Below are 19,843 nucleotides of genomic sequence, written 5' to 3'. Positions count from 1 at the left end.
TTGGCGCACTCTCGCGATACCTTACGTTCACGTCAACCTTGGTTTGTGATGCAGCATGCGGAATAAGGGCGGCTATGACCAAACTCTCTTTCCGACCTCGCCGTTCTTGCCTCTATATGCCAGGTGCCAATGCGCGTGCCCTGGAAAAGTCCAGGACGCTTGCTGCCGATGTCCTGATCTTCGATCTCGAAGATGCGGTGGCGCCTATAGAAAAACCCAATGCCCGAGAGCAGGTGGCGGCGGCGGTGAAGGCCGGAGGTTATGGCGCGCGCGAGACCGTCATTCGCGTCAACGGAGCCGACACCGAATGGGGTGCGGACGATATTGCCATGGTCAAAACCGTGAAGCCCGATGGCGTCTTACTGCCGAAAATATCCGAACCGGGTGATATTGATTTTGGGGTTGCGACCAAAATCCCGATCTGGGCCATGGTCGAAACGCCGCTCGCGATCTTCAATATTGCGGAGATCGCGGCGAGCAAGAAGCTCTCTGCGCTGGTGATGGGCACCAATGATCTTGCCAAGGAGATGCAGGCCAAGCTGCGTCCGCAGCGCTCGGCATTCGAAACGGCATTGTCGCTGACCGTTATGGCTGCGCGGGTGCATGGCAAGATTGTGATCGATGGTGTGTACAATTCGATCAGCGATGAGGCGGGCCTTGCGTCCGAATGCGAACAGGGTCGTGAATTCGGGTTTGACGGAAAGACTGTAATCCATCCCGATCAGCTTGAGGCGGCCAACCGGATATTTGCCCCCTCGCGCAGCGCGCTGGAAGATGCGCAGGCCATAATCGCGGCCTTTGCCGAACCCGAAAATGAGGGGAAGGGGGTCATCGATCTCGATGGCACCATGGTTGAGCGCCTACATCTTGCTGAAGCCGAAGGGCTGGTCGCAATGGCCGAGGCAATTGCTGCGCGCCAAGAGGCTGACAGCTAGAAAAATCGAGTGAAAACAGTGCTGCTGTTGTCCCGATAATGGACAGGAAATTGGCCTGTCCGGGTTAACCCTAATTTGCGGTAAACGAGATCGTAAAGAAAGTGTTAACGCCGGGGAATGGCAACTGCCCCAACCGAATCGCTTCCTGAAACGCTCCCAGAAACGCTCTACGCGTCGCTGACTGCGGATATGATCCGTCGGCCCAGTGAGGCTGAGTTTGCGGCGACGCTGCGGCGCGTGCCGCGATTGCGTCGTCCGATATTTAGCGAGAATGTCCGGCTATTCGCCACGACATGGGCCGGGGGCTTTGTCTTCTTCTTTACGTTCCTGGGCTAGCCGAGCGCAGGCTTAACCTCATCGCAGGCCTTGTGCAGCAGCCAGGCTGTCCAGGAGGATACCAAACACATCGCTGCCACGAGGAATAGCTGCTCAGTAGTCGACACGCCGAGCAAGCTGAGACCGAATGCGGCGAGCGCGCCGAGCACCATGCAGCCTGAATTCACGACATTGTTCGCCGCAATCGTCCGCGCGGTCTGGCTCAGGTCAACGGTTGTGGTGAGGAAGGCGTAGAGCGGCACGACGAACATGCCGCCGGCAATTGCAACGCCCAGCAACACGCCAAGCAGCAGCCAGCTGCCGTCATGCAGGATGAAGCCGACCAGATCGTAGAGCTCACCATTTTCGAGCCCTTCCCAGCTGATCGAGATGAAATAGAGCACCAGCACAAAGGCGCCCATGACGATCACGCTCAGGGGCGCGATCCGGGCGGAGACTTCGCCTTTCAGGATCCGGTTGGAGAGGATCGAGCCGATGGCGATGCCGATCGAGAAAACGCCGAGGAAAAGGCTGGCAACCTTCGGGTCGGCGGTCAGCACATTTTTGACGAGCGGCGGGAATTGGATGATCAGCACCGATCCGATCGTCCAGAAGAAACTGATTGCGATGATCGCCAGGAACAGCCGACGAATATGCATCGTCCCGTTCACCAGCCGGTAGGAGGAGCGGAAGATATTATAGTCGATCGGCTCGACTTCCTTCTGCGGCGGGGCATCCGGCACGAAATGCGCGCTGATGCGGCCAATGATCGCAACAGTAAGCACCCAGATGGCCGCCCAGAAGGCGCCCAGCCAGTCGACAATCACACCGCCGAGGATCGTTCCTCCCAGGATTGCGACATAGGTTCCTGCTTCGACCAGGCCGGTCCCTGCGAGCACTTCTTCTTTTTTGAGATGCTGCGGCAGGATCGCATATTTGATAGGCCCGAAAAATGTCGATTGGGCGCCAAGGGCAAATAATGCTGTCAGCATTAGCGGGATGGACTGCAGAATAAGCCCGGCAGCGCCGGTCAGCGCGATCACGATTTCCAGCGTTTTGACGAAGCGAATGATTTTCGCCTTGTCCATATTGTCGGCTAGTTGACCGGCAATCGCCGAAAGCAGAAAAAATGGCAGGATAAACAAGGCAGTGGAGATCGAACTGAATTGAAACTCGACTGCCGGATCGTCGTAAATTTCGTAGATTACCAGCACGACCATCGCGAACTTGAAGAGATTATCGTTGAACGCGCCCAGTAGCTGGGTGACGAAAAGCGGCGCAAAACGGCGCTTTGTTAAAAGTTCGAGCGATGTTGGCATGCAGTCCTTCGAGAAAAGGGAAGGGGTGCGTTGAGATTGGTTGTCACGCATAGCGAAGCCATTCGGGCACGCCAAGGGCTGTGCTGTGTCGGTCTATGCGGATCGAGGCTTTGTCGGATGGCGAAAAGCGGTTAGGAGGGCGGGACCATGCTGACGCTTCCGAACCTTCTCACTTTGTCACGCATCTTTGCGGTGCCCGTGCTGGTGGCGCTGCTCTGGGATTCTGGGTGGCTCGGCTATAGCTGCGCCTTCGTGCTCTACTGCATCGTCGGCGCGACGGATTATCTCGACGGCTATCTTGCCCGTGCGGCCGGTACGGTGTCGAAGCTCGGCATCTTTCTCGATCCGATTGCCGACAAGATCATGGTGGCAGCGGTCATCGTGATGCTGGTGTTCACGCGCGATATCGATAGCTGGCACGTGATTGCTGCGATCGTCATCCTGTTGCGCGAGATCATTGTTTCGGGCCTGCGCGAGTTTCTGGCGGGGCTCAGTGTCTCGGTGCCGGTCAGTCAGTTGGCCAAGTGGAAAACCGCGTTCCAAATGGTGGCGCTCGGTGCGCTGATATTGGCTGGTGCGGTGAACCGCGGCGGCTGGACGGATTTCGATTGGGTCAACATGGTCGGCCTGGTGTCGCTTTGGACGGCCGCGGCGCTGACGTTGATCACCGGCTGGGATTATTTGCGCGCCGGCCTCAAGCATATGGACTAGCGACCATGGCCATCGACATGCTCTATTTTGCCTGGGTGCGGGAAGCGATCGGATGCAGCGAAGAGAGCGTTGAGCCGCCGGCAAATGTCGATACCGTGGCTGGGCTGATCGACTGGCTTGCCGAACGAGGCGATGGTTATGCGACTGCCTTTGCTGATCGTGATCGGCTTCATATGGCGGTGAACCAGGAGTTTTCCACGCCCGATGCACCGCTGCCTGCCAATTGTGAGGTGGCGGTGTTCCCGCCAGTGACAGGCGGATGAGGCCGTTTGTTTCGGTCCGGCCGGAAGATTTCGATCTCTCGCAAGAATCTGCGCGGCTCGAACAGAATGCGCCCGGTGCAGTTGCGACTTTTGTCGGCCTGGTGCGCGGCGATGGCGGCATCACGGCGCTCGAGCTTGAGCACTATCCGGCGATGACGGTCTCGGCGCTGGAAACGATTGCTCAGCAGGCGAGCGAACGCTGGGCGCTCAACAGCCTCACCATCATTCACCGGGTTGGCCGCTTGCCGGTCGGCAGCCGCATTGTATTTGTCGGGGCTTCGGCGCGCCATCGCGGCGATGCGCTGGATGCGGTGCATTTCGTGATCGACTGGCTCAAGACCGACGCGCCTTTCTGGAAGCGCGAAATCTTTGCCGATGGGCGCACGCAATGGGTCGAATCGCGAAGCGATGATAAGACGGCCCGCGATCGCTGGACCGCGGACTGAGCGCGCAAGAAAGAGCGAGATCTGCCCTTTTGGGCAGGCTCGATTTATCTACGCGGCCGCCTCACGCATTGCGTCAGCCAGCAGGCGGAAATCTTTTTCGCGGGGACTGTTCTTGCGCCACACCAGGGCGATCGTCCGAGACGGGTGATCGGCATCGAGTGGCCGGGCGACAATATGAGTATCGCGCAAGATACCGGCATCGATTGCCATCTCCGGCAGCATCGTGGTGCCAAGGCCATTTTCGACCATCTGGACGAGCGTGTGCAATGAGGTTCCCATCATCCGGGCCTCTGCGCGCAGCTCCGGCCGGTTGCATGCCGCGAGCGCATGATCCTTCAGGCAATGGCCGTCTTCGAGCAGCAGCAATTTGCCTTCATCTATTGTGTCGGGCGAGATCTGCTTTGGCGGGTCAGCGGGTTCGCCTTCGGGAAAGGCCACGAACAGCCGATCATCGAACAACTCCGCATAATCGACTTCGCCACAGCTATAGGGGAGGGCGAGCAATATGCAGTCAATCTGGCCACGCTGCAGGGAATCGCATGCTGCTGGACTGGTCTCTTCGCGCAGGAACAATTTGAGATCCGGCCAGTCCGTTCGAAGCTTGGGCAGAATATGGGGCAGCAGGAACGGAGCGATGGTTGGGATGACGCCCATTCGCATTTCACCGGACAACGGCTTACCGGCGGCCCGAGCCATCTCTGAAAGCTCTTCGGCTTCGCGCAGAACGCGCTGGGCTTTGTCAGCGATGCTGAGGCCGAGCGGTGTAAAGCGAACCACCCGACGCGTGCGTTCGACCAAAGTGATACCGATCAGGGATTCCAGCTCACGAAGACCGGCCGACAGGGTCGATTGGGTAACAAAACAGGCTTCGGCAGCTTTGCCGAAATGGCCATGATCGCGCAGCGCCACAAGATATTGCAGCTGTTTCAAAGTCGGCAGATAAGTCGACATGGCAGGTTCTTCCGTAATCGGTTTTATAGCTTAATACACGGTTATTAATCGATTTCAACATTCAATATTGAGATAGCTGGGCTTTGTGGGCTATTAGTCGGTTGAACTGGTCTTTTTCCGCTTGAACGATTATTACGTTGCGGATTGCCACTGGCGCGGGAGAAGCAAGATGCCCGGCAGATTGATTGCCTATATCGATTCCATACGGTCTCGCGATCCCGCACCGCGATCTCGGGTGGAGGTCTTGCTCTATCCAGGAGTATGGGCCTTTACCTATCATCGCTTCGCGCATTTACTGTTTCGCGGGCGGTTGTTTTTCCTTGCGCGTTTCGTGAACCATTTTTCGCGTTTCCTCACGGCGATCGATATTCATCCCGGCGCGAAGATCGGTCGCCATCTGTTTATTGATCACGGATTCACGGTGATCGGGGAAACCGCGCAGATCGGCGACAATGTCACCATCTATCAGAACGTAACGCTGGGCGGCACAAACCCGGCCGATGGTGTCGCGGGCAAGCGGCATCCGACGATTGAAGATGACGTGATTATCGGGTCGGGCGCACAGATCCTCGGTCCGATCACGGTCGGGCAGGGCGCGCGTATCGGTGCCAATGCCGTGGTGACCAAGGATGTCCAACCCGGCGCGGTTATGGTCGGTATTCCCGCCAAGCCTACGCTGATGGAGGCCGAGGACAAGCCTGAAGGCTTTGTTCCATATGGTACGCCGTGCAGCGATATGTTTGATCCATCGACCCAGCGCCTTGAGCTGATGCGGTGCGAGTTGGAACAGCTCCACAAGCAGCTCGATGCCCTGATTGCCGAGCGTGATGGCGCTGAAGACGAGCCTCAGGAGAGCGATTGCGCCTGATGGGCACAGTTACCCCATTTCCCAAAAGAAGCGGCCAGCATGGTCAATCCAAGCCCAACCAGGTCGGTTTTGAGCGCCCCGAACTCAACCGTATCCTCGATCTCTATGGTCGGATGGTCGCGGCCGGGCACTGGCGGGACTATGCGATGAATTTCGAGAAGGATTTTGCCTCTTTCTCCGCCTTTCGCCGGACGGCAGAACAGCCCGAGTACCGGATCGAGAAACGGCCCTCGCTGCGCAATCGGCAGGGGATGTGGGCATTGCTCAACGAAGCCGGGATGATCCTGAAACGCGGCCATGAACTGGCGCCGGTATTGGCACCGGTTGAACGGCGTTTGCTCAAAATCGTCGGAGACTAGAATCAGAAAAGGGCGGGAGGGTGCGTGTGCATCCTCCCGCCCTTTGCTGTTGACTGGCGTGGCAGAAGCTCCGTTGGGGAGCTCCGCCCGCCCTTAGGCCGTAGCCGTTTCCTTGCCGATTACCGGGAGCCTGTTGGTAATCGCTTCGGGGAGCGGCTTCACAACCAGCCCGCGGGCATTGTGCCAGAAGGCCGAGAGCAGCAGCAGGGCTGAACCAATGACCAGCGCCGCCAGGGCGATGTTGGTTTCAACCGCGCCGAACTGATCGAAGAGGCCATTGAGTGCCCACAGCACATAGACAAGCGACGACACCATCAGTGCCCGGCGATCGATCGCCAGTGCGATCACGGCCATCACGACATAGAGGCCAATGACGAGCACCGCGCCGCCCATGCTGAGCGTACCTTCGAGGACGCCGATTTCCGCGAAGATCGGGTGAACGATCAGCGGGGCTGCCAAGAGGTGGAGCCAGAAGGCGACGTCCGAACGCCGCGTTTCGCGGACCGGATCGCTAATGTCCCAGCGCATCGCCAGGGCAAAGACGCCGAGGCCCGAAATCAGCAGAAGCGGATGCAGGAACGGTTCGATTTCGCCATCGGTGGCAACCGCCATCAGGCCGATAATGGTCGCGACCACCGCTGCAGCGCCAGCCGCAATCGTGATCGGCACGCGGAACCGCCGCCAATGCAAGAAGGCGCCGATTGCGGCGACCACGCCGGCAATCGATATGAAGGTGGCTACCGTTGCTTCATCGCCCGGGCCATATTGGTTTCCATCTCCGATCAATCCGCTGACCACCGTAGCAAAAAGACCGCCGACAAAAGCGAGCAACAGCAGGATCGACGGGAACGCCATGCGGCGGACCTTGGTGAAATATTCAGACAGACCCCATGCCGCTGCGGCAACGCCAAGCGCGCCAACCCAGGGTTGAATCTCTCCGCCCAACCAGGCGATGGCGACCAGCAGCAAGACGCTGGCAATCGCCACAAAGATATCGTTGAACCCGGTGATGAGGCGAAAATGCTCCTCATCGACAAGGGTGGTGGACCGGTCCGCGGCCATGAACCGGCGGAATTTGGCTACATCGGCTTCGTTCAACGCTCCCGCGTCGATCGCCGCCTCTAAATCGCTCTCGCTATACATCGGCATCCTTCCTCATTGTGCCTTGGATGGGGCGGCCCTAGCACAGCTGTATTAGTGATGCAATACGGTGGTACGATCAGCGGTGAACATGACGACCGGAATTTGCGTGCTAAATAGAAAGGGCGCGCCGGTTAATCCGACGCGCCCTTCACTATTCGATTGTTTGGCTTGAGTTAGCCAGCCAGAGCCTGCAGCTTCTTGAACGCCTGTCCGCCCTGTTCCGCGCCGCTCTGCGGTACGAATTCTTCCGCACGATCGATGATTTCGTCCCAGACCGCGGCTACGCCTTCGGCGTTGCGCTGGTCATCGGGAAGGGCAACGCCCTGCGTGTGGGTGACATAGGCGGCATGGAAGAAGCCGCCGCCAGCGCCCACGATCATGTTGGTCGGTGCGTCTTCGGCAACCAGGTAAACCGCCGCCGGAACCACATTTTCTGGCGACAGGGCCTGGAACATTTCCGGCGGCATGATGTCTTCAGTCATGCGCGTGCCAGCGATCGGTGCGATCGTGTTCACCTTGATATTATACTTCGCGCCTTCGATGGCGAGCGTCTTGGTGAAACCGGCAAGGCCGAGCTTGGCCGCGCCATAATTGGCTTGGCCGAAGTTACCGTAGAGACCGGTTGAGGAGGCTGTGTTGAGAATGCGGCCATAGGCCTGTTCGCGCATCGTTTCCCATACGGCCTTGGTGCAGATCGCCGAGCCATTGAGATGCACATCGATGACGAGCTTCCAATCTTCCATCGTCATCTTGGCAAAGCTCTTGTCGCGCAGGATGCCGGCATTGTTGATCAGGACGTGCACGCCGCCCCAGGTTTCTTTGGTCTTGGCGACCATCTCGGCCATATGCTCTTCATCGGTCACGCTGCCGCCATTGGCCATGGCCGTACCGCCAGCTGCTTCGATCTCCGCAACCACTTCGGCTGCAGCATCGGAGGTGCCGGTGCCATCGCGAGCGCCGCCGAGATCGTTGACGACAACTTTGGCGCCGCGCTTGGCGAGATCGAGCGCATAAGCGCGGCCCAATCCGCCGCCGGCTCCGGTGACGATGGCGACTTTATCTTCAAAGGAAATGGACATGATGGAGACTCCATGGATTGGCTGTGAATTCAGTTGACGTGCGCGTTAACCCGCCGCGTTTGCGTTAGCAACGGGCTGGCAAACAGAATTTTCCTGGCTCTGATCTGCCGTATCGGCGAGCCCGGCGGATGCGGGTTATCCTACGCCTTCTGCATCCAGCGCATAGCCCGCTGAACGGACCGTGCGGATGATATCCTGCTTTCCGCCCTTATTCAGGGCCTTGCGCAGTCGCCGGATATGCACATCGACTGTCCGCGGCTCGATATCCGAGTCATGGCCCCAGACAGAATCGAGCAACCGTTCGCGGCTGAATACGCGGCCGGGATGTTCGAGAAAATGTTTGAGCAAGCGGAATTCGGTCGGGCCAAGCGGAATGGTCTCGCCGTCGCGCTTAACCTTATAGCTCACCGTATCCATCGCGATATCGCCATGGTGCAATGGCTCGCCAGCCAGGGCAGGACGCACACGGCGGAGCACCGCGCCAACCCGCGCCACCAGTTCGCGCGGGCTGAACGGCTTGGTCACATAATCATCGGCGCCGGTTTCAAGACCGCGCACGCGATCTTCTTCTTCGCCACGCGCGGTCAGCATGATGATTGGAACATTGGCGGTATCGGGCATGCGCCGCAGGCGGCGGCAGACTTCGATCCCGGAAAGGCCCTCGATCATCCAGTCGAGCAGCACCAGATCCGGCGGGTTTTCGCGAGCCAGGAGCAGCGCTTCTTCGCCATCGACGGTATGCTTCACTTTGAATTCTTCGCGCTCGAAATGCCAGATTAGCAGCTCGGTCAGCGCCATATCATCTTCGACTAGCAGGAGTTTTGCCTTGCTCATTCTTCGATATCCTCGGTGTCGGGCTCGTCACCCTGTCCCGTGTTAGGGTCTTCGAGATAATCGCCGGTGGCGGCGAAATAGACCATTTCCGCAATGTTGGTTGCATGATCACCAACCCGTTCAAGGTTCTTGGCGATAAACAACAGATGCGTGGACTGGGTAATATTGTGCGAATTCTCCATCATGTAGGTAAGGAGGGCGCGGAACAGGCTATCGTAGAAATCATCGACCGCTGAATCGCGTTCGATCACGGTCTTTGCCATCGCCGCATCGCGAGCGGCAAAGGCGTCGAGCACATTATGGATCATCTCTTGAACAATCTGCGCCATCGACGGCAGGATGCTCAGCGGTTCGATATCGCCCCGACGATCAAAGATCGGCACACGCTTGGCGATATTCTTGGCATAATCGCCGATACGCTCGAGAACGGTTGCGATCTTGATCGCGGCGACCGCCTCGCGCAGATCGTCAGCCAGGGGCGCGCGCAGTGCGATAAGGCGCACCGCCAGCCGCTCAATCTCGGCTTCCAGCTCATCGATCCGCGCATCTTCCGCGATTATCCGCGTGGCGGTATCGAGATCGTGGCGGCTTAGGGCATGGATAGCATCGCCGATGGCCGCTTCGACCAGTCCGCCCATTTCGGAAACGAGCGCGCGCAGTTCGCCGATATCGTCGTCAAATGCTTTGACTGTATGTTCTGTGTTCTTGGCCATGATTGCGTTCCGGACTAACCGTAGCGTCCAGTGATATAATCCTTGGTTCGATCTTTGCTTGGATTGGTAAAGAGCTCCGAAGTCTCGCCATATTCAACGAGATTGCCGAGATGGAAAAAGGCCGTGCGCTGCGACACTCGAGCGGCCTGTTGCATGTTATGGGTGACGATCACGATCGCATATTTGCCGCGCAGCTCGTGGATCAGCTCTTCGATCTTCGCCGTGGCGATCGGGTCGAGCGCCGAGCAGGGTTCGTCCATCAGGATGACTTCAGGATCGACCGCAATCGCGCGGGCAATACACAGGCGCTGCTGCTGGCCGCCGGAAAGCGCGGTACCGCTATCGGCGAGCCGGTCTTTCACTTCTTCGAACAGGCCTGCGCGGATCAGCGAGCGTTCGACAATCGCATCGAGATCCGCCTTGGACGAAGCAAGTCCATGAATGCGGGGGCCATAGGCAACATTTTCGTAAATCGATTTCGGGAAAGGATTGGGCTTTTGAAACACCATGCCAACCCGGGCGCGCAACTGCACCACATCCATCGATGCATCGTAGATATCGTTGCCGTCGAGCTCGATCTGACCTGTGGTCCGCGCGATCGGGATCGTGTCGTTCATCCGATTGAGGGTCCGGAGAAAGGTTGATTTGCCGCAGCCGGACGGTCCGATAAAGGCCGTCACATTGTCCATGCCGATATCAATCGACACATTATTGATCGCCTGCTTGTCGCCATAATAGACATCCACATCGCGGGCCGTCATCTTTGGCTCTTCGGGCGCTTCAGCGGCGGTTTCATCCGGAGATTCGGCAGCATTTTCCGTTGCTTCGTTCATAATGTCACCAACGTTGTTCATATTTGTTGCGCAGCCAGATCGCGATACCGTTCATGGCAAGCAGGAAGAGCAGCAATACGATGATTGCGGCTGATGTTTTTTCGACAAAGCCGGGATCGAGTTCGTCCGACCAGAGGAAGATTTGCACCGGCAGGACGGTGGCGGGATTTGTGAATCCATCGGGCGGTGTCGCGACAAAGGCGCGCATACCAATCAGCAGAAGCGGTGCGGTTTCGCCAAGCGCTCGACTCATTCCGATAATCGTGCCGGTGAGGATCCCTGGGAGCGAGAGCGGGAGCACATGATGGGTCAGCACCTGCACCGGCGATGCGCCGACGCCGAGCGCTGCATCGCGGATCGATGGCGGCACCGATTTGATGGCATTGCGCCCGGCAATCACGATCACCGGCATCGTCATCAAGGCGAGCGTGAGACCGCCGACAATCGCGGCGGATCGGGGCAGGTGGAATGTGTTGATGAACACCGCGAGGCCGAGCAGGCCAAAGATGATCGAGGGGACGGCGGCGAGATTGTTGATCGAGACCTCGATCATGTCGGTCCAGCGATTTTGTGGCGCATATTCTTCAAGATAGACCGCCGCGAGCACGCCAATCGGGAAGGCAAGCGCGAGCGTGACGAGCATCGTCAGCAGCGAGCCCTTCAGTGCGCCCCATATTCCGGCAAGCGTTGGATCGCTTGAATCCGCCATAGTCAGGAAGGTCCAGCTCAGTGCGCGCCGCACCTGACCCGCTTCTTCGAGCTCTGCATAGCGATCAATCATTGCCGATCGTTCTTCGCTCTGGCGCGCTCCTGCATCGCCGCGCGCGGCAAAGTCGACCTCGGTGGACGCTGGAAGCCAGAGTGTTTCCTGGCGAGTGAGCAGCGTCGGGTCTTCGGAAACTGCGTTGCGCAGGGAGACCCATGCGCCGCCAGAGAACAGCGCGTCACCGTCTTCGCCATAAGCGGCGATGGCGGCTTGCCGGGCCAATCCCTGAAAATCCGCCTCTGCAAGCAGTTGATCGCGATTTTCGCCGTCCAGCTGGCTTGGTTCGAGGAAGATGTCGGATGATGAAAAATCCACGGGCAAGGCGACTTGCACTTGGGTAAATCCGCGCGCGCCGCTGGACATCATTGTGATGAGCAGAAATGCGAGGAAGCCGGCGGAGAGCAAAACGGCGAACAGACCATAGATGCGGAAGCGCTTTTCAGCGCGGTACCGCGCGCGAATCCGGCGCTGCATGGCGTCAGTCGCCCAGTCGGTTGGGTTCCGGGCTTCGGAAGAGGCGAGAGAGGTGTTCATCTATTCATATGCCTCGCGGAATCGTTTGACGACGCTGAGCGCGATGATGTTGAGCAACAAGGTGACGATGAACAGAACCAGGCCGAGCGCAAAGGCGGCCAAGGTCTTCGAACTGTCGAATTCTTGATCACCTGTAAGCAGCTGAACGATCTGGACGGTTACGGTCGTCACACTCTCGAACGGATTGGCCGTCAGATTGGCGGCAAGCCCGGCGGCCATCACAACGATCATCGTTTCGCCAATCGCGCGACTGACCGCCAGCAATACACCGCCGACAATGCCGGGCAGGGCAGCGGGGATCAGAACGCGCTTGATGGTCTCAGAATTGGTCGCGCCCATCGCCAAGCTGCCGTCGCGCATCGCGCCTGGTACGGCGGCAAGAGAATCATCGGCCATCGAAGAGACGAACGGTATGATCATGACGCCCATCACCACGCCCGCTGCGAGCGCCGATTCTGACGATGCACTGCTGACGCCGAGCACATTGACGGCAAAGTCGCGGACCGCCGGTGCCACGGTCAGCGCGGCAAAATAGCCATAAACCACGGTCGGCACCCCGGCGAGAATTTCCAGCACCGGTTTCATGATCGAGCGAACCCGGGCCGGCGCATATTGGGTAAGATAAACAGCGCTCATCAAGCCCAGCGGAATGGCAACGATCATCGCGATAATGGCGCCGATGAGAATCGTGCCCCAGAAAAGTGGGATCGCGCCGAATGAACCCGGATCGTCGCTAAACGTCGTCGATTGCGGGCTCCAATGGGTGCCGAAGATGAACTCGATCGGCGATATCCGCTCAAAGAATCGCATCGTTTCGAACAATAGAGATGCAACAATCCCGATCGTCGTGAGGATCGCGATCAGTGATGCGATGAGCAGCACCCACATGACCACGCGCTCGACGCGGTTGCGGGCGCGGAAATCTGGACGAACCCTGAGGAACGCGAAGGCTCCACCGGCAAAGGCGAGCAATATTGTCGCGACAATGCCGATGACACCGTAAAAGCCAGAAGCCTCCTGGAATGCCGGTACGAGGGCCTCTGCTTCAGAGTTGAAGGCGGCGCGTAGCGATCCATCGGCCAGCGCTTGGGCTTCGCCTAAAATCGCCGTGCGCTCGATCTCGGAAACCGGCAATTGCTGCGCTGCGCTGGTCGAAAGGACCGCCTGCTCGACAAGCCCCGGCATGACCACGGACCAGACAGCGAGAAAAGCGAGGGCCGGCACGGCCAGCCACAATGCGACATACCAGCCATGATAACCCGGAAGCGAGTGCGGGCGGGTACCGTCAGTCGGGCGCAGATGCGCCGCGCGCATGCGCGCCACAAACCAGGCCATGGCCGCAAAGCCGAGAACCAGAATGAACAAGAAGAAAATCGACACGGCCCTGCTCAATCCCTGCTTCCGACCGGTACATCGATCGGTTCGATACCCCAAACTCCGCTGCCCAAAGGCCTATCTGCGAAGCTCACACAAAATCTGACTTGGTATTGAAACTATTGAAACGAAATTCCGGCCGTCATCTTGTCATTGCGAATCACGCGCGCCGACCAATGAAGGACCACTCGCCTTTGTGACATTCTCGTTACGGGATGATGACAACGCAGACGGTTTTTTCGGTAAATCGACACTAACAATCGTGCCCGCACCCAACTCACTCTCGATATTGAGGCGGCCGCGATGGCGTTCGACGATATGTTTGACGATTGCGAGGCCAAGCCCAGTCCCGCCCAGCGAACGACTTCGGCCCGGATCAATGCGGTAAAAACGTTCGGTCAGGCGCGGGAGATGTTCCGGCGCAATGCCTTCGCCTTTGTCTTCTACCGTCAGCCGGACCAGCGTATCGGAGATTGGCGCATAGCGGACTTCAATCGGGTCTTCCGGCGCGCCATATTTTAGCGCATTGCCGACCAGATTGCTGACCAGCTGGGCAATCTGCACCCGATCGCCAGCGATCCGTACTTCATCGTCATGCGGCTCTATCTCGACACGATCACGTTCGACGCCTTGTGTGGCACAGACCGATTGGCAGGCCTCTTCGATCAGCGGCCCAAGCGCGATGTCTTCTTCCGGTGCACGATATTTCTCCGCTTCAATGCGGGAAAGTGACATGAGATCGCCGATCAGCGTCTGCATTCGGCTGGCCTCGCCCTGCATAATCTCAAGAAAGCGATTGCGCGTCTTCTTGTCCTTGGCGGCACCGTCCTGGAGTGTTTCGATATACCCAAGTAGCGAAGCGAGCGGTGTGCGTAGTTCATGGCTCGCATTGGCAACGAAATCGGCGCGCATCTTCTCGGCGGCATGGGCGCCACTGCGATCGGCAAGACGGACAAAGCGGGCATTGCCTTTCAACTCATGAATGATGAGCTCCCACGGCCGTTCGCGTTGTCCAATGCCGACCAGCTCCATTGCGACGCGCGATTCTTCGGTGCCGGCTTCTCCCGTCAGTCGTTCGGCGGCTGCGGGATGGCGGATGGCCAGCCTGACATCTTCGCCCACAATGTGGGTGCCGAGCAGCTCTTCAGCGGCGGGATTGGCTTTGGTTACGCGGCGACCGACGATCAAGAGGCTCGGATCGTCAATTGCGTTCATCAATTCTTCGAGCGTGGGAAACAGCGATTCATCGGCAATCGGTTCGGGAAGCTGAACCGGTTCAGGGTCAACTTCCTCGATTGCCGGAGCCTGGAACCCAAATAGCACCAAACCCCCCACAATACCGCCAATACAGGCCAATATGACCGGAATCGGTGCGGCACCCAAAGAATTGGCAATCAAGCCAAGGCCAAAGGTGGTTAACAGCGCGACAATTGCGCGAAGAGGCGTTATCTGACCCATGATGTCCTGATACAGCGCTATTGTTACACTCGCCAGTCGGTGCGAGAATGACTAGCATCAGGATGGCAACGCAGGAAGGAACGCATGACCGGTACGAGCGACGATACGCCGCCTGAAACAGGCGAAACTGGTATGACTAAGCCCGGCAGGCGCCAGGTGCTGGCGCTTGGCGCTGCAGCTGCGTCGACGGTTGTCACCGTGCGTCCCGCGCTGGCGCAAACGCAGATTTCGGTCATGGCGTGCGAGATCCCGATTCCTGATCCTGGGCGGATGGGCAATTATATCGCTGCGGACGGTTCGGTTGTTCCACCCGGAACACCGGGCGCCTTTCCGCCGCCGGGCCGCAATTTGATTGGCGAAGAAGTTCGCGATGCCGTGCTGGGTGGTGGTCGAATCCCGGGCTATGGCTATGACCAGAGCCAAGCTTACACCAATTATATTCGCCGCCTGCAGTCCGGCCAGAGCGGCTTTACCTGCTACGCATCGATCCAGATGTCGCGGAGCTAGCGCTCCTTCGAGATCCCTTATGACCGCACCCGTCTATCGCGCCGATCCGCCTGAGGCCCGGCGCCTGGTGGAGCTGGATGGCGTTGCGTTGATCTTTCATCGATCCTCGGGCCTCACCCATATTGTTGCCCCACCAGCGCCGCAGATCCTGGATGCATTGGGCGAAGGCCCGGCGGATTCCGGTGCGTTGCTCAACCGACTCCAGCGCGTTTATGACTTTGCCGATAGCGGTGACCTGGCCGAGGCGCTGGCGGCGCGGATCGATGAACTCGAAGCGGCCGGACTGGTATGGCGGACATGAAGCACAGCTTTTCTGTCACCGTCGGGCAGACGGGCTTCCGGATCGGATCGGATTGGCGCGAGCCGCTAGACCAGATGCGAGCCTTGTATCGCGGCTATCCAAAACCCGAGATCCCTGATTTCACGGTTCGCCTGTTTGCCCAGCGACCCTGGCGCAAGCTGATCCGACCTTCTGTCATGATCGGCGGCGATTATATGCTGCCCGATGCCGCGCCGCTCTCGCTTGCGCATGGCATGCTTGGTGCGGAGATGGGAATGAACCTGCAAATGGCACTCGGCCAGCGGAGATACCTTCTACTTCATGCTTCGGCCGTTGAACGGGATGGCAAGGCGCTGCTGATGACCGGAGAGTCCGGAGCCGGCAAATCGACGCTTTCCGCACTGCTCGGCGAGCGCGGCTGGCGCTTCATGGGCGATGAGTTTGCGCTGCTCGACCTTGAGACGGGCGCGATCCACGCCTTTCCAAGGCTCGTCAGCCTGAAGAATGAGGCGATAGGGCTGTTTGACGGGCAGGTAGATGCAGAACGACTGGGGCCGCTGATGCACGATACGCCCAAGGGTGATATCCGCCATCTGAGGCCGCCCGATAGTGCGATTGCGCAGATGGAGCAGCTAGCGCAACCGGCATTGCTGTTGTTCCCGCGCTTCGGCCATGCGCCGGAGGTCCGCAAAATCGGCGAGGCAGAGGTATTTGCCCGCTTGACCCAGGCCTCGACCAATTATGTCGCGCTGGGGGAGCCAGGCTTTGATGCGCTGGCGAAGCTGGTGAAGACAATCCCGACGCGGGCCGTCGATTATCCCGATACGAATGCAGCGATAGAAAGCGTCGAGCAGCTCTGGGCGGAGCTTGCCATATGATGGATGCGGGCATCCTTACACGCGCGCTTAGCGACCCGTCATCGACCGCCGGACTGGGATCGCAAGGCTGGACAGCGCTGATCACCATGGCCCGTGCCGAGCAGTTGATCGGCACGCTTGCACACCGGCTGGACGGCCTCGATCTGCCAGACTCCGTTGCGCGGTTGTTCGCGGACACGCGCCGATCGGCCGATATCGGCAGGCGCCAGGCGCTTTGGGAAGCGGAGATGGCGCGCCGCGTGCTTGCGCCGCTCGATACGCCCGTCGTGCTGCTCAAGGGTACGGCCTATGTGGCCGCCGGGCTGTCGCCGGGGATCGGACGGTCGATCGGGGATCTCGATATTCTCGTGCGGCGCGATGCGCTGGATGATGTCGAACGCGCCCTCATCGATCGGGGTGGCTGGGAATGGGTGAAAGACGACGAATATGATGATGCCTATTATCGCGATCACATGCATGAGCTGCCACCGCTCATTCACAACGAACGCGATCGGATGATTGATGTCCACCACACTATCCTGCCGCTGACGGCCGGCCCGACGCCCGATCCGCAAGCGATGCTCGATGACGCGGTTCAGCTGGAAAACGGCCTCTACATCCTCTCACCAGCCGACATGATCTGCCACGCCGCAGCCCATTTGTTTGCGGATGGCGATTTGGCCGGTGGGTTGCGCAATCTCTGGGATATCGATCGGTTGCTGCGCGATTTTGGCGAACAGGCGGGTTTTTGGCAGGCGCTTAGCGAGCGGGCGAGCCGGCATGAGCTGGCCAAGCCGGTGGCTCGGGCCGTGCGTCTGGCCGAGGCCGTCTATGGCACACCGGTCGATGGCGATGTCGCTGGGCGGGGCCGGAGAGGCGACGCACTGTATATTCGCCGCTTGCTGGCGCGCGATGACTGGGGCCGCGAGACACGCAAGGGCACTCGCCTTGCTTTCTATGTTCGATCGCATTGGCTGCGGATGCCGCCGCTGATGCTCGCGCGGCATCTTTGGACCAAATGGCGAAAGAGCTAGAGCCTCTCAGTCGCGCGCAGTTGGCCTAGCTGAGTATGCGCAGCGTCTGCACAAGTGCATCATAATGATCGATCACCGCATCGGCGCCGAGCTCCTCGACCGGCTGATGCAGAAATCCGAAGCTGACGACGACGCTCGGGATTCCGGCATTGCGCGCCGCCTCGACGTCATAGATTGAGTCGCCGATAAAAGCCGCGCGCCCGCCGCCGGATCGATTGATCATCTGGAGAATGGGTGCTGCATCTGGCTTGCGCTTGCCGCCGGGCAGAGTGTCGCCACCGATGATCGCCTCAAAGTGTCTTGCAAAACCCGTTTTATCCAAGAGCTTTACGGCCAGGCGTTCATATTTGTTCGTGACAATCGCAAAGCGCACTCCGACGTCGGCCAAATCATCCATCGCCGTGATCAGCCCCGGAAATGGTGGGGATCCCGAGCCCAGATGCGCATCATAATGATCGACCAGTATCGGGAGCAAACGGTCCGCCAGGGCATCGTCTCCAGCGCCAGATGCCCGGAGTCCCATGCGCAGCATATGCTTGGCTCCAAGCCCCACCATTGGCCGCACTTCAGCCTGAGTGAGAGGCGGTATATCGACTGTCGATAGGGCATGGTTCAACGAAAGGGTGAGCTCGTCACTGGTGTCGAGCAAGGTGCCGTCGAGATCAAAGCCGACAATATCGAAAGGGAAGTCTGCCATGCGCTCGCCCATGCCTGTTCAGGCCCGGAATTGATAGGGCTATGGAAATGGAAAGCATTTGCTGGCAGACCGCCCAGCGTAATGAGCGAAACGACCAAGATAGAAACGCCCGGCCCGTTCGCCGCCATCATATTGGCGGCCGGCAAAGGCACGCGCATGAAATCTGCGCGCCACAAAGTGCTGCACCCGATCGCCGGTAAACCAATGCTGGGCCATCTGATGGATTCGCTGAACAGGCTGGAACCTGCCCAGACGGTTGTCGTGCTTGGCGTCGGCCGCGAAGAGGTCGAACCTTTCGTTGCCGAGCGCGGCGCCAACATAGCCTTGCAGGAACAGCAGCTGGGAACTGGTCATGCGGCTATGCAGGCGCGCTCGGCGCTCAAGGATTTCGAAGGTGATGTTCTCGCATGCTTTGGCGATGTGCCGATGGTGTGCGCAGAAACCGTCGCAGCGATGCTGGATCGGCTCCATGCGGACGATTCCCCAGCCTCTGTTGTTCTGGCGTTTCGTCCGGATGATCCACTGGCTTATGGCCGGATCATTGCCGATGGCGAGGGCCGGATCGAAAAGATGGTTGAGTTCAAGGACGCGAGCGAGAGCGAGCGCGCCGTCAATCTCTGCAATAGCGGGCTGATCGTCGCGCGCGCCGGCGATATGTTCGCGCTACTCGATCAGGTCGGCAACGATAATGCGCAGGGCGAATATTATCTACCGGACATGGTTATGGTGGCCCAGAATGATGGGCGGCACAGCGCGGTGATCGAAGCCGATGCCTGGGAAGTTGCGGGCATTAACAGCCGTGCTGAACTCGCAGATGTCGAACGCGACTGGCAGGAACGGAAACGGGCTGCGATCATGGCTGGCGGCGCATCCCTGGTTGATCCGGCTACGGTCTGGTTCAGTCACGATAGCGAGATTGGCCGCGACGTGACCATCGAACCGCAGGTCCGCTTTGGGCCGGGCGTCACAGTTGCCGATGGCGCAACGATCCACGCTTTCTCGCATATCGAGGGCGCATCAATCGGTCCGGGTTGCTCGGTCGGCCCCTATGCACGGCTGCGTCCCGGGGCAGTCATGGAGCAGGGATCCAAGGTCGGCAATTTCGTCGAGATGAAGAAAGCGGTGCTCGGCGAAGGGGCCAAGGCCAGTCACCTGACCTATCTGGGTGACGCGACCGTTGGGCCGGGCGCCAATATTGGTGCCGGTACAATCACCTGTAATTATGATGGTTTCTTCAAATATCAGACCGAGATCGGCGCGGGCGCCTTTATCGGCTCGAACAGCGCGCTGGTCGCGCCCGTGAAGGTTGGCGATGGCGCCATTGTTGGCGCCGGATCGGTCGTCACGAGGGATGTCGAGGCTAATGCGCTGGGCGTTGCCCGCGGCGAGCAGAGCGCAAAACCCGGCTGGGCCAAAAAATTTCGGGATGTGATGACGCGCAAAAAGGCGTCAAAGGACTAGTCTTCACTACAATTGAAACGACGCGGGCCCGACCGGAAGGGAAAGGGATTCTCCCGGTCAGGCACCGCGAACTGTGGGTCGCACTAGGCGGCCATGAGCATAAGGG

Annotated in this window: 23 protein-coding genes; 12 read left to right on the top strand and 11 right to left on the bottom strand. The window is 59.2% G+C overall.

Annotation, left to right across the window (positions count from 1 at the left end; genetic code table 11):
- Nucleotides 1-74 precede the first annotated feature (74 nt).
- Together HFP51_RS06830 and HFP51_RS06825 are read left to right on the top strand one after the other, a co-directional pair.
- Nucleotides 75-935, top strand: coding sequence for a CoA ester lyase (locus tag HFP51_RS06830; protein ID WP_176875022.1), 861 nt, complete (start codon nt 75-77; stop codon nt 933-935).
- 117 nt (nt 936-1,052) lie between these two features.
- Nucleotides 1,053-1,271 carry a hypothetical protein gene (locus HFP51_RS06825; RefSeq protein WP_176875020.1) on the top strand — a complete coding sequence of 73 codons (219 nt, stop codon included), beginning with the start codon at nt 1,053-1,055 and terminating at the stop codon, nt 1,269-1,271.
- Here the strand turns inward: HFP51_RS06825 and HFP51_RS06820 are convergent.
- Entirely contained in the window at nt 1,268-2,569 is a 1,302-nt protein-coding gene (locus tag HFP51_RS06820) for an MFS transporter (RefSeq protein WP_176875018.1), read from the bottom strand. The genes HFP51_RS06825 and HFP51_RS06820 overlap by 4 nt on opposite strands.
- Nucleotides 2,570-2,716: 147 nt before the next feature.
- Between HFP51_RS06820 and pgsA the strand changes: the two genes are divergently transcribed.
- Genes pgsA through HFP51_RS06805 form a run of 3 tightly spaced genes read left to right on the top strand, consistent with a single transcriptional unit; the run spans nt 2,717 to nt 3,989 of the window.
- Nucleotides 2,717-3,280, top strand: a complete 564-nt coding sequence (gene pgsA, locus HFP51_RS06815) for a CDP-diacylglycerol--glycerol-3-phosphate 3-phosphatidyltransferase (protein WP_176875016.1) — start codon at nt 2,717-2,719, stop codon at nt 3,278-3,280.
- 5 nt (nt 3,281-3,285) lie between these two features.
- A complete protein-coding gene (gene moaD / locus HFP51_RS06810; RefSeq protein WP_176875015.1) occupies nt 3,286-3,543 on the top strand; it encodes a molybdopterin converting factor subunit 1 in 258 nt (85 codons plus the stop codon).
- On the top strand, nt 3,540-3,989 hold the full coding sequence (locus tag HFP51_RS06805; protein ID WP_176875013.1) for a molybdenum cofactor biosynthesis protein MoaE: 450 nt from the start codon (nt 3,540-3,542) through the stop codon (nt 3,987-3,989). The genes moaD and HFP51_RS06805 overlap by 4 nt, the downstream gene beginning before the upstream one ends.
- Nucleotides 3,990-4,037: 48 nt before the next feature.
- Here the strand turns inward: HFP51_RS06805 and HFP51_RS06800 are convergent, their stop codons facing one another.
- Nucleotides 4,038-4,940 carry a LysR substrate-binding domain-containing protein gene (locus HFP51_RS06800; protein ID WP_176875011.1) on the bottom strand — a complete coding sequence of 301 codons (903 nt, stop codon included), beginning with the start codon at nt 4,938-4,940 and terminating at the stop codon, nt 4,038-4,040.
- Nucleotides 4,941-5,109: 169 nt separating this feature from the next.
- Between HFP51_RS06800 and epsC the strand changes: the two genes are divergently transcribed.
- Both epsC and HFP51_RS06790 read left to right on the top strand, forming a co-directional pair.
- Nucleotides 5,110-5,808 carry a serine O-acetyltransferase EpsC gene (epsC, locus tag HFP51_RS06795; RefSeq protein ID WP_176875009.1) on the top strand — a complete coding sequence of 233 codons (699 nt, stop codon included), beginning with the start codon at nt 5,110-5,112 and terminating at the stop codon, nt 5,806-5,808.
- The gene (locus tag HFP51_RS06790; RefSeq protein ID WP_176875007.1) at nt 5,808-6,167 is read left to right on the top strand and encodes a DUF2794 domain-containing protein; all 360 of its coding nucleotides are present in this window, start codon (nt 5,808-5,810) and stop codon (nt 6,165-6,167) included. Before epsC ends, HFP51_RS06790 begins: the two co-directional genes overlap by 1 nt.
- 93 nt (nt 6,168-6,260) lie before the next feature.
- On the opposite strand, the gene HFP51_RS06785 is transcribed toward HFP51_RS06790, so the two are convergent.
- The 8 genes from HFP51_RS06785 to HFP51_RS06750 all read right to left on the bottom strand — a co-directional run bounded on the left by HFP51_RS06785 (nt 6,261) and on the right by HFP51_RS06750 (nt 14,901).
- On the bottom strand, nt 6,261-7,310 hold the full coding sequence (locus HFP51_RS06785) for a hypothetical protein (protein WP_176875005.1): 1,050 nt from the start codon (nt 7,308-7,310) through the stop codon (nt 6,261-6,263).
- A 173-nt stretch (nt 7,311-7,483) separates the two neighbouring features.
- On the bottom strand, nt 7,484-8,389 hold the full coding sequence (locus HFP51_RS06780) for an SDR family oxidoreductase (RefSeq protein WP_176875003.1): 906 nt from the start codon (nt 8,387-8,389) through the stop codon (nt 7,484-7,486).
- 135 nt (nt 8,390-8,524) lie between these two features.
- Nucleotides 8,525-9,223, bottom strand: coding sequence for a phosphate regulon transcriptional regulator PhoB (gene phoB, locus HFP51_RS06775; RefSeq protein WP_176875001.1), 699 nt, complete (start codon nt 9,221-9,223; stop codon nt 8,525-8,527).
- Nucleotides 9,220-9,936 (bottom strand): phosphate signaling complex protein PhoU, encoded by a 717-nt coding sequence (gene phoU, locus HFP51_RS06770; protein ID WP_176874999.1) that lies wholly within the window; start codon nt 9,934-9,936, stop codon nt 9,220-9,222. The genes phoB and phoU overlap by 4 nt, the downstream gene beginning before the upstream one ends.
- A 14-nt stretch (nt 9,937-9,950) precedes the next feature.
- Complete coding sequence (gene pstB / locus HFP51_RS06765; protein WP_255454968.1) at nt 9,951-10,697, bottom strand: phosphate ABC transporter ATP-binding protein PstB; 747 nt, start codon at nt 10,695-10,697, stop codon at nt 9,951-9,953.
- A 76-nt stretch (nt 10,698-10,773) separates the two neighbouring features.
- Complete coding sequence (gene pstA, locus HFP51_RS06760) at nt 10,774-12,069, bottom strand: phosphate ABC transporter permease PstA (protein ID WP_176874995.1); 1,296 nt, start codon at nt 12,067-12,069, stop codon at nt 10,774-10,776.
- Complete coding sequence (gene pstC, locus HFP51_RS06755; RefSeq protein WP_370462954.1) at nt 12,070-13,404, bottom strand: phosphate ABC transporter permease subunit PstC; 1,335 nt, start codon at nt 13,402-13,404, stop codon at nt 12,070-12,072. It abuts the gene before it with no gap.
- A gap of 189 nt (nt 13,405-13,593) precedes the next feature.
- On the bottom strand, nt 13,594-14,901 hold the full coding sequence (locus HFP51_RS06750; RefSeq protein WP_176874991.1) for an ATP-binding protein: 1,308 nt from the start codon (nt 14,899-14,901) through the stop codon (nt 13,594-13,596).
- Nucleotides 14,902-14,985: 84 nt separating this feature from the next.
- Between HFP51_RS06750 and HFP51_RS06745 the strand changes: the two genes are divergently transcribed.
- The 4 genes from HFP51_RS06745 to HFP51_RS06730 are packed head-to-tail and all read left to right on the top strand — an operon-like array spanning nt 14,986 to nt 17,579.
- A complete protein-coding gene (locus tag HFP51_RS06745; protein ID WP_255454924.1) occupies nt 14,986-15,408 on the top strand; it encodes a hypothetical protein in 423 nt (140 codons plus the stop codon).
- Between the two features lie 19 nt (nt 15,409-15,427).
- The gene (locus HFP51_RS06740) at nt 15,428-15,709 is read left to right on the top strand and encodes an HPr-rel-A system PqqD family peptide chaperone (protein WP_176874989.1); all 282 of its coding nucleotides are present in this window, start codon (nt 15,428-15,430) and stop codon (nt 15,707-15,709) included.
- Nucleotides 15,706-16,566, top strand: a complete 861-nt coding sequence (locus tag HFP51_RS06735) for an HprK-related kinase A (RefSeq protein WP_176874987.1) — start codon at nt 15,706-15,708, stop codon at nt 16,564-16,566. Before HFP51_RS06740 ends, HFP51_RS06735 begins: the two co-directional genes overlap by 4 nt.
- A complete protein-coding gene (locus tag HFP51_RS06730) occupies nt 16,563-17,579 on the top strand; it encodes a nucleotidyltransferase family protein (protein ID WP_176874985.1) in 1,017 nt (338 codons plus the stop codon). Before HFP51_RS06735 ends, HFP51_RS06730 begins: the two co-directional genes overlap by 4 nt.
- A 25-nt stretch (nt 17,580-17,604) precedes the next feature.
- Here the strand turns inward: HFP51_RS06730 and HFP51_RS06725 are convergent, their stop codons facing one another.
- Nucleotides 17,605-18,276: an HAD-IA family hydrolase gene (locus HFP51_RS06725; protein WP_176874983.1), complete on the bottom strand. Its 672-nt coding sequence runs from the start codon at nt 18,274-18,276 to the stop codon at nt 17,605-17,607.
- 81 nt (nt 18,277-18,357) lie between these two features.
- Here HFP51_RS06725 and glmU point away from each other — a divergent pair, with 81 nt between their 5' ends.
- A complete protein-coding gene (glmU, locus tag HFP51_RS06720) occupies nt 18,358-19,737 on the top strand; it encodes a bifunctional UDP-N-acetylglucosamine diphosphorylase/glucosamine-1-phosphate N-acetyltransferase GlmU (protein ID WP_176874981.1) in 1,380 nt (459 codons plus the stop codon).
- Nucleotides 19,738-19,843: the final 106 nt, after the last annotated feature.

Origin of the sequence: Parasphingopyxis sp. CP4 (assembly GCF_013378055.1) — a bacterium.
In the GTDB taxonomy this organism is placed as follows: domain Bacteria; phylum Pseudomonadota; class Alphaproteobacteria; order Sphingomonadales; family Sphingomonadaceae; genus Parasphingopyxis.
The sequence above is the reverse complement of the archived record's forward strand: the minus strand, read 5'-3'. Positions and strand labels throughout refer to the sequence as shown.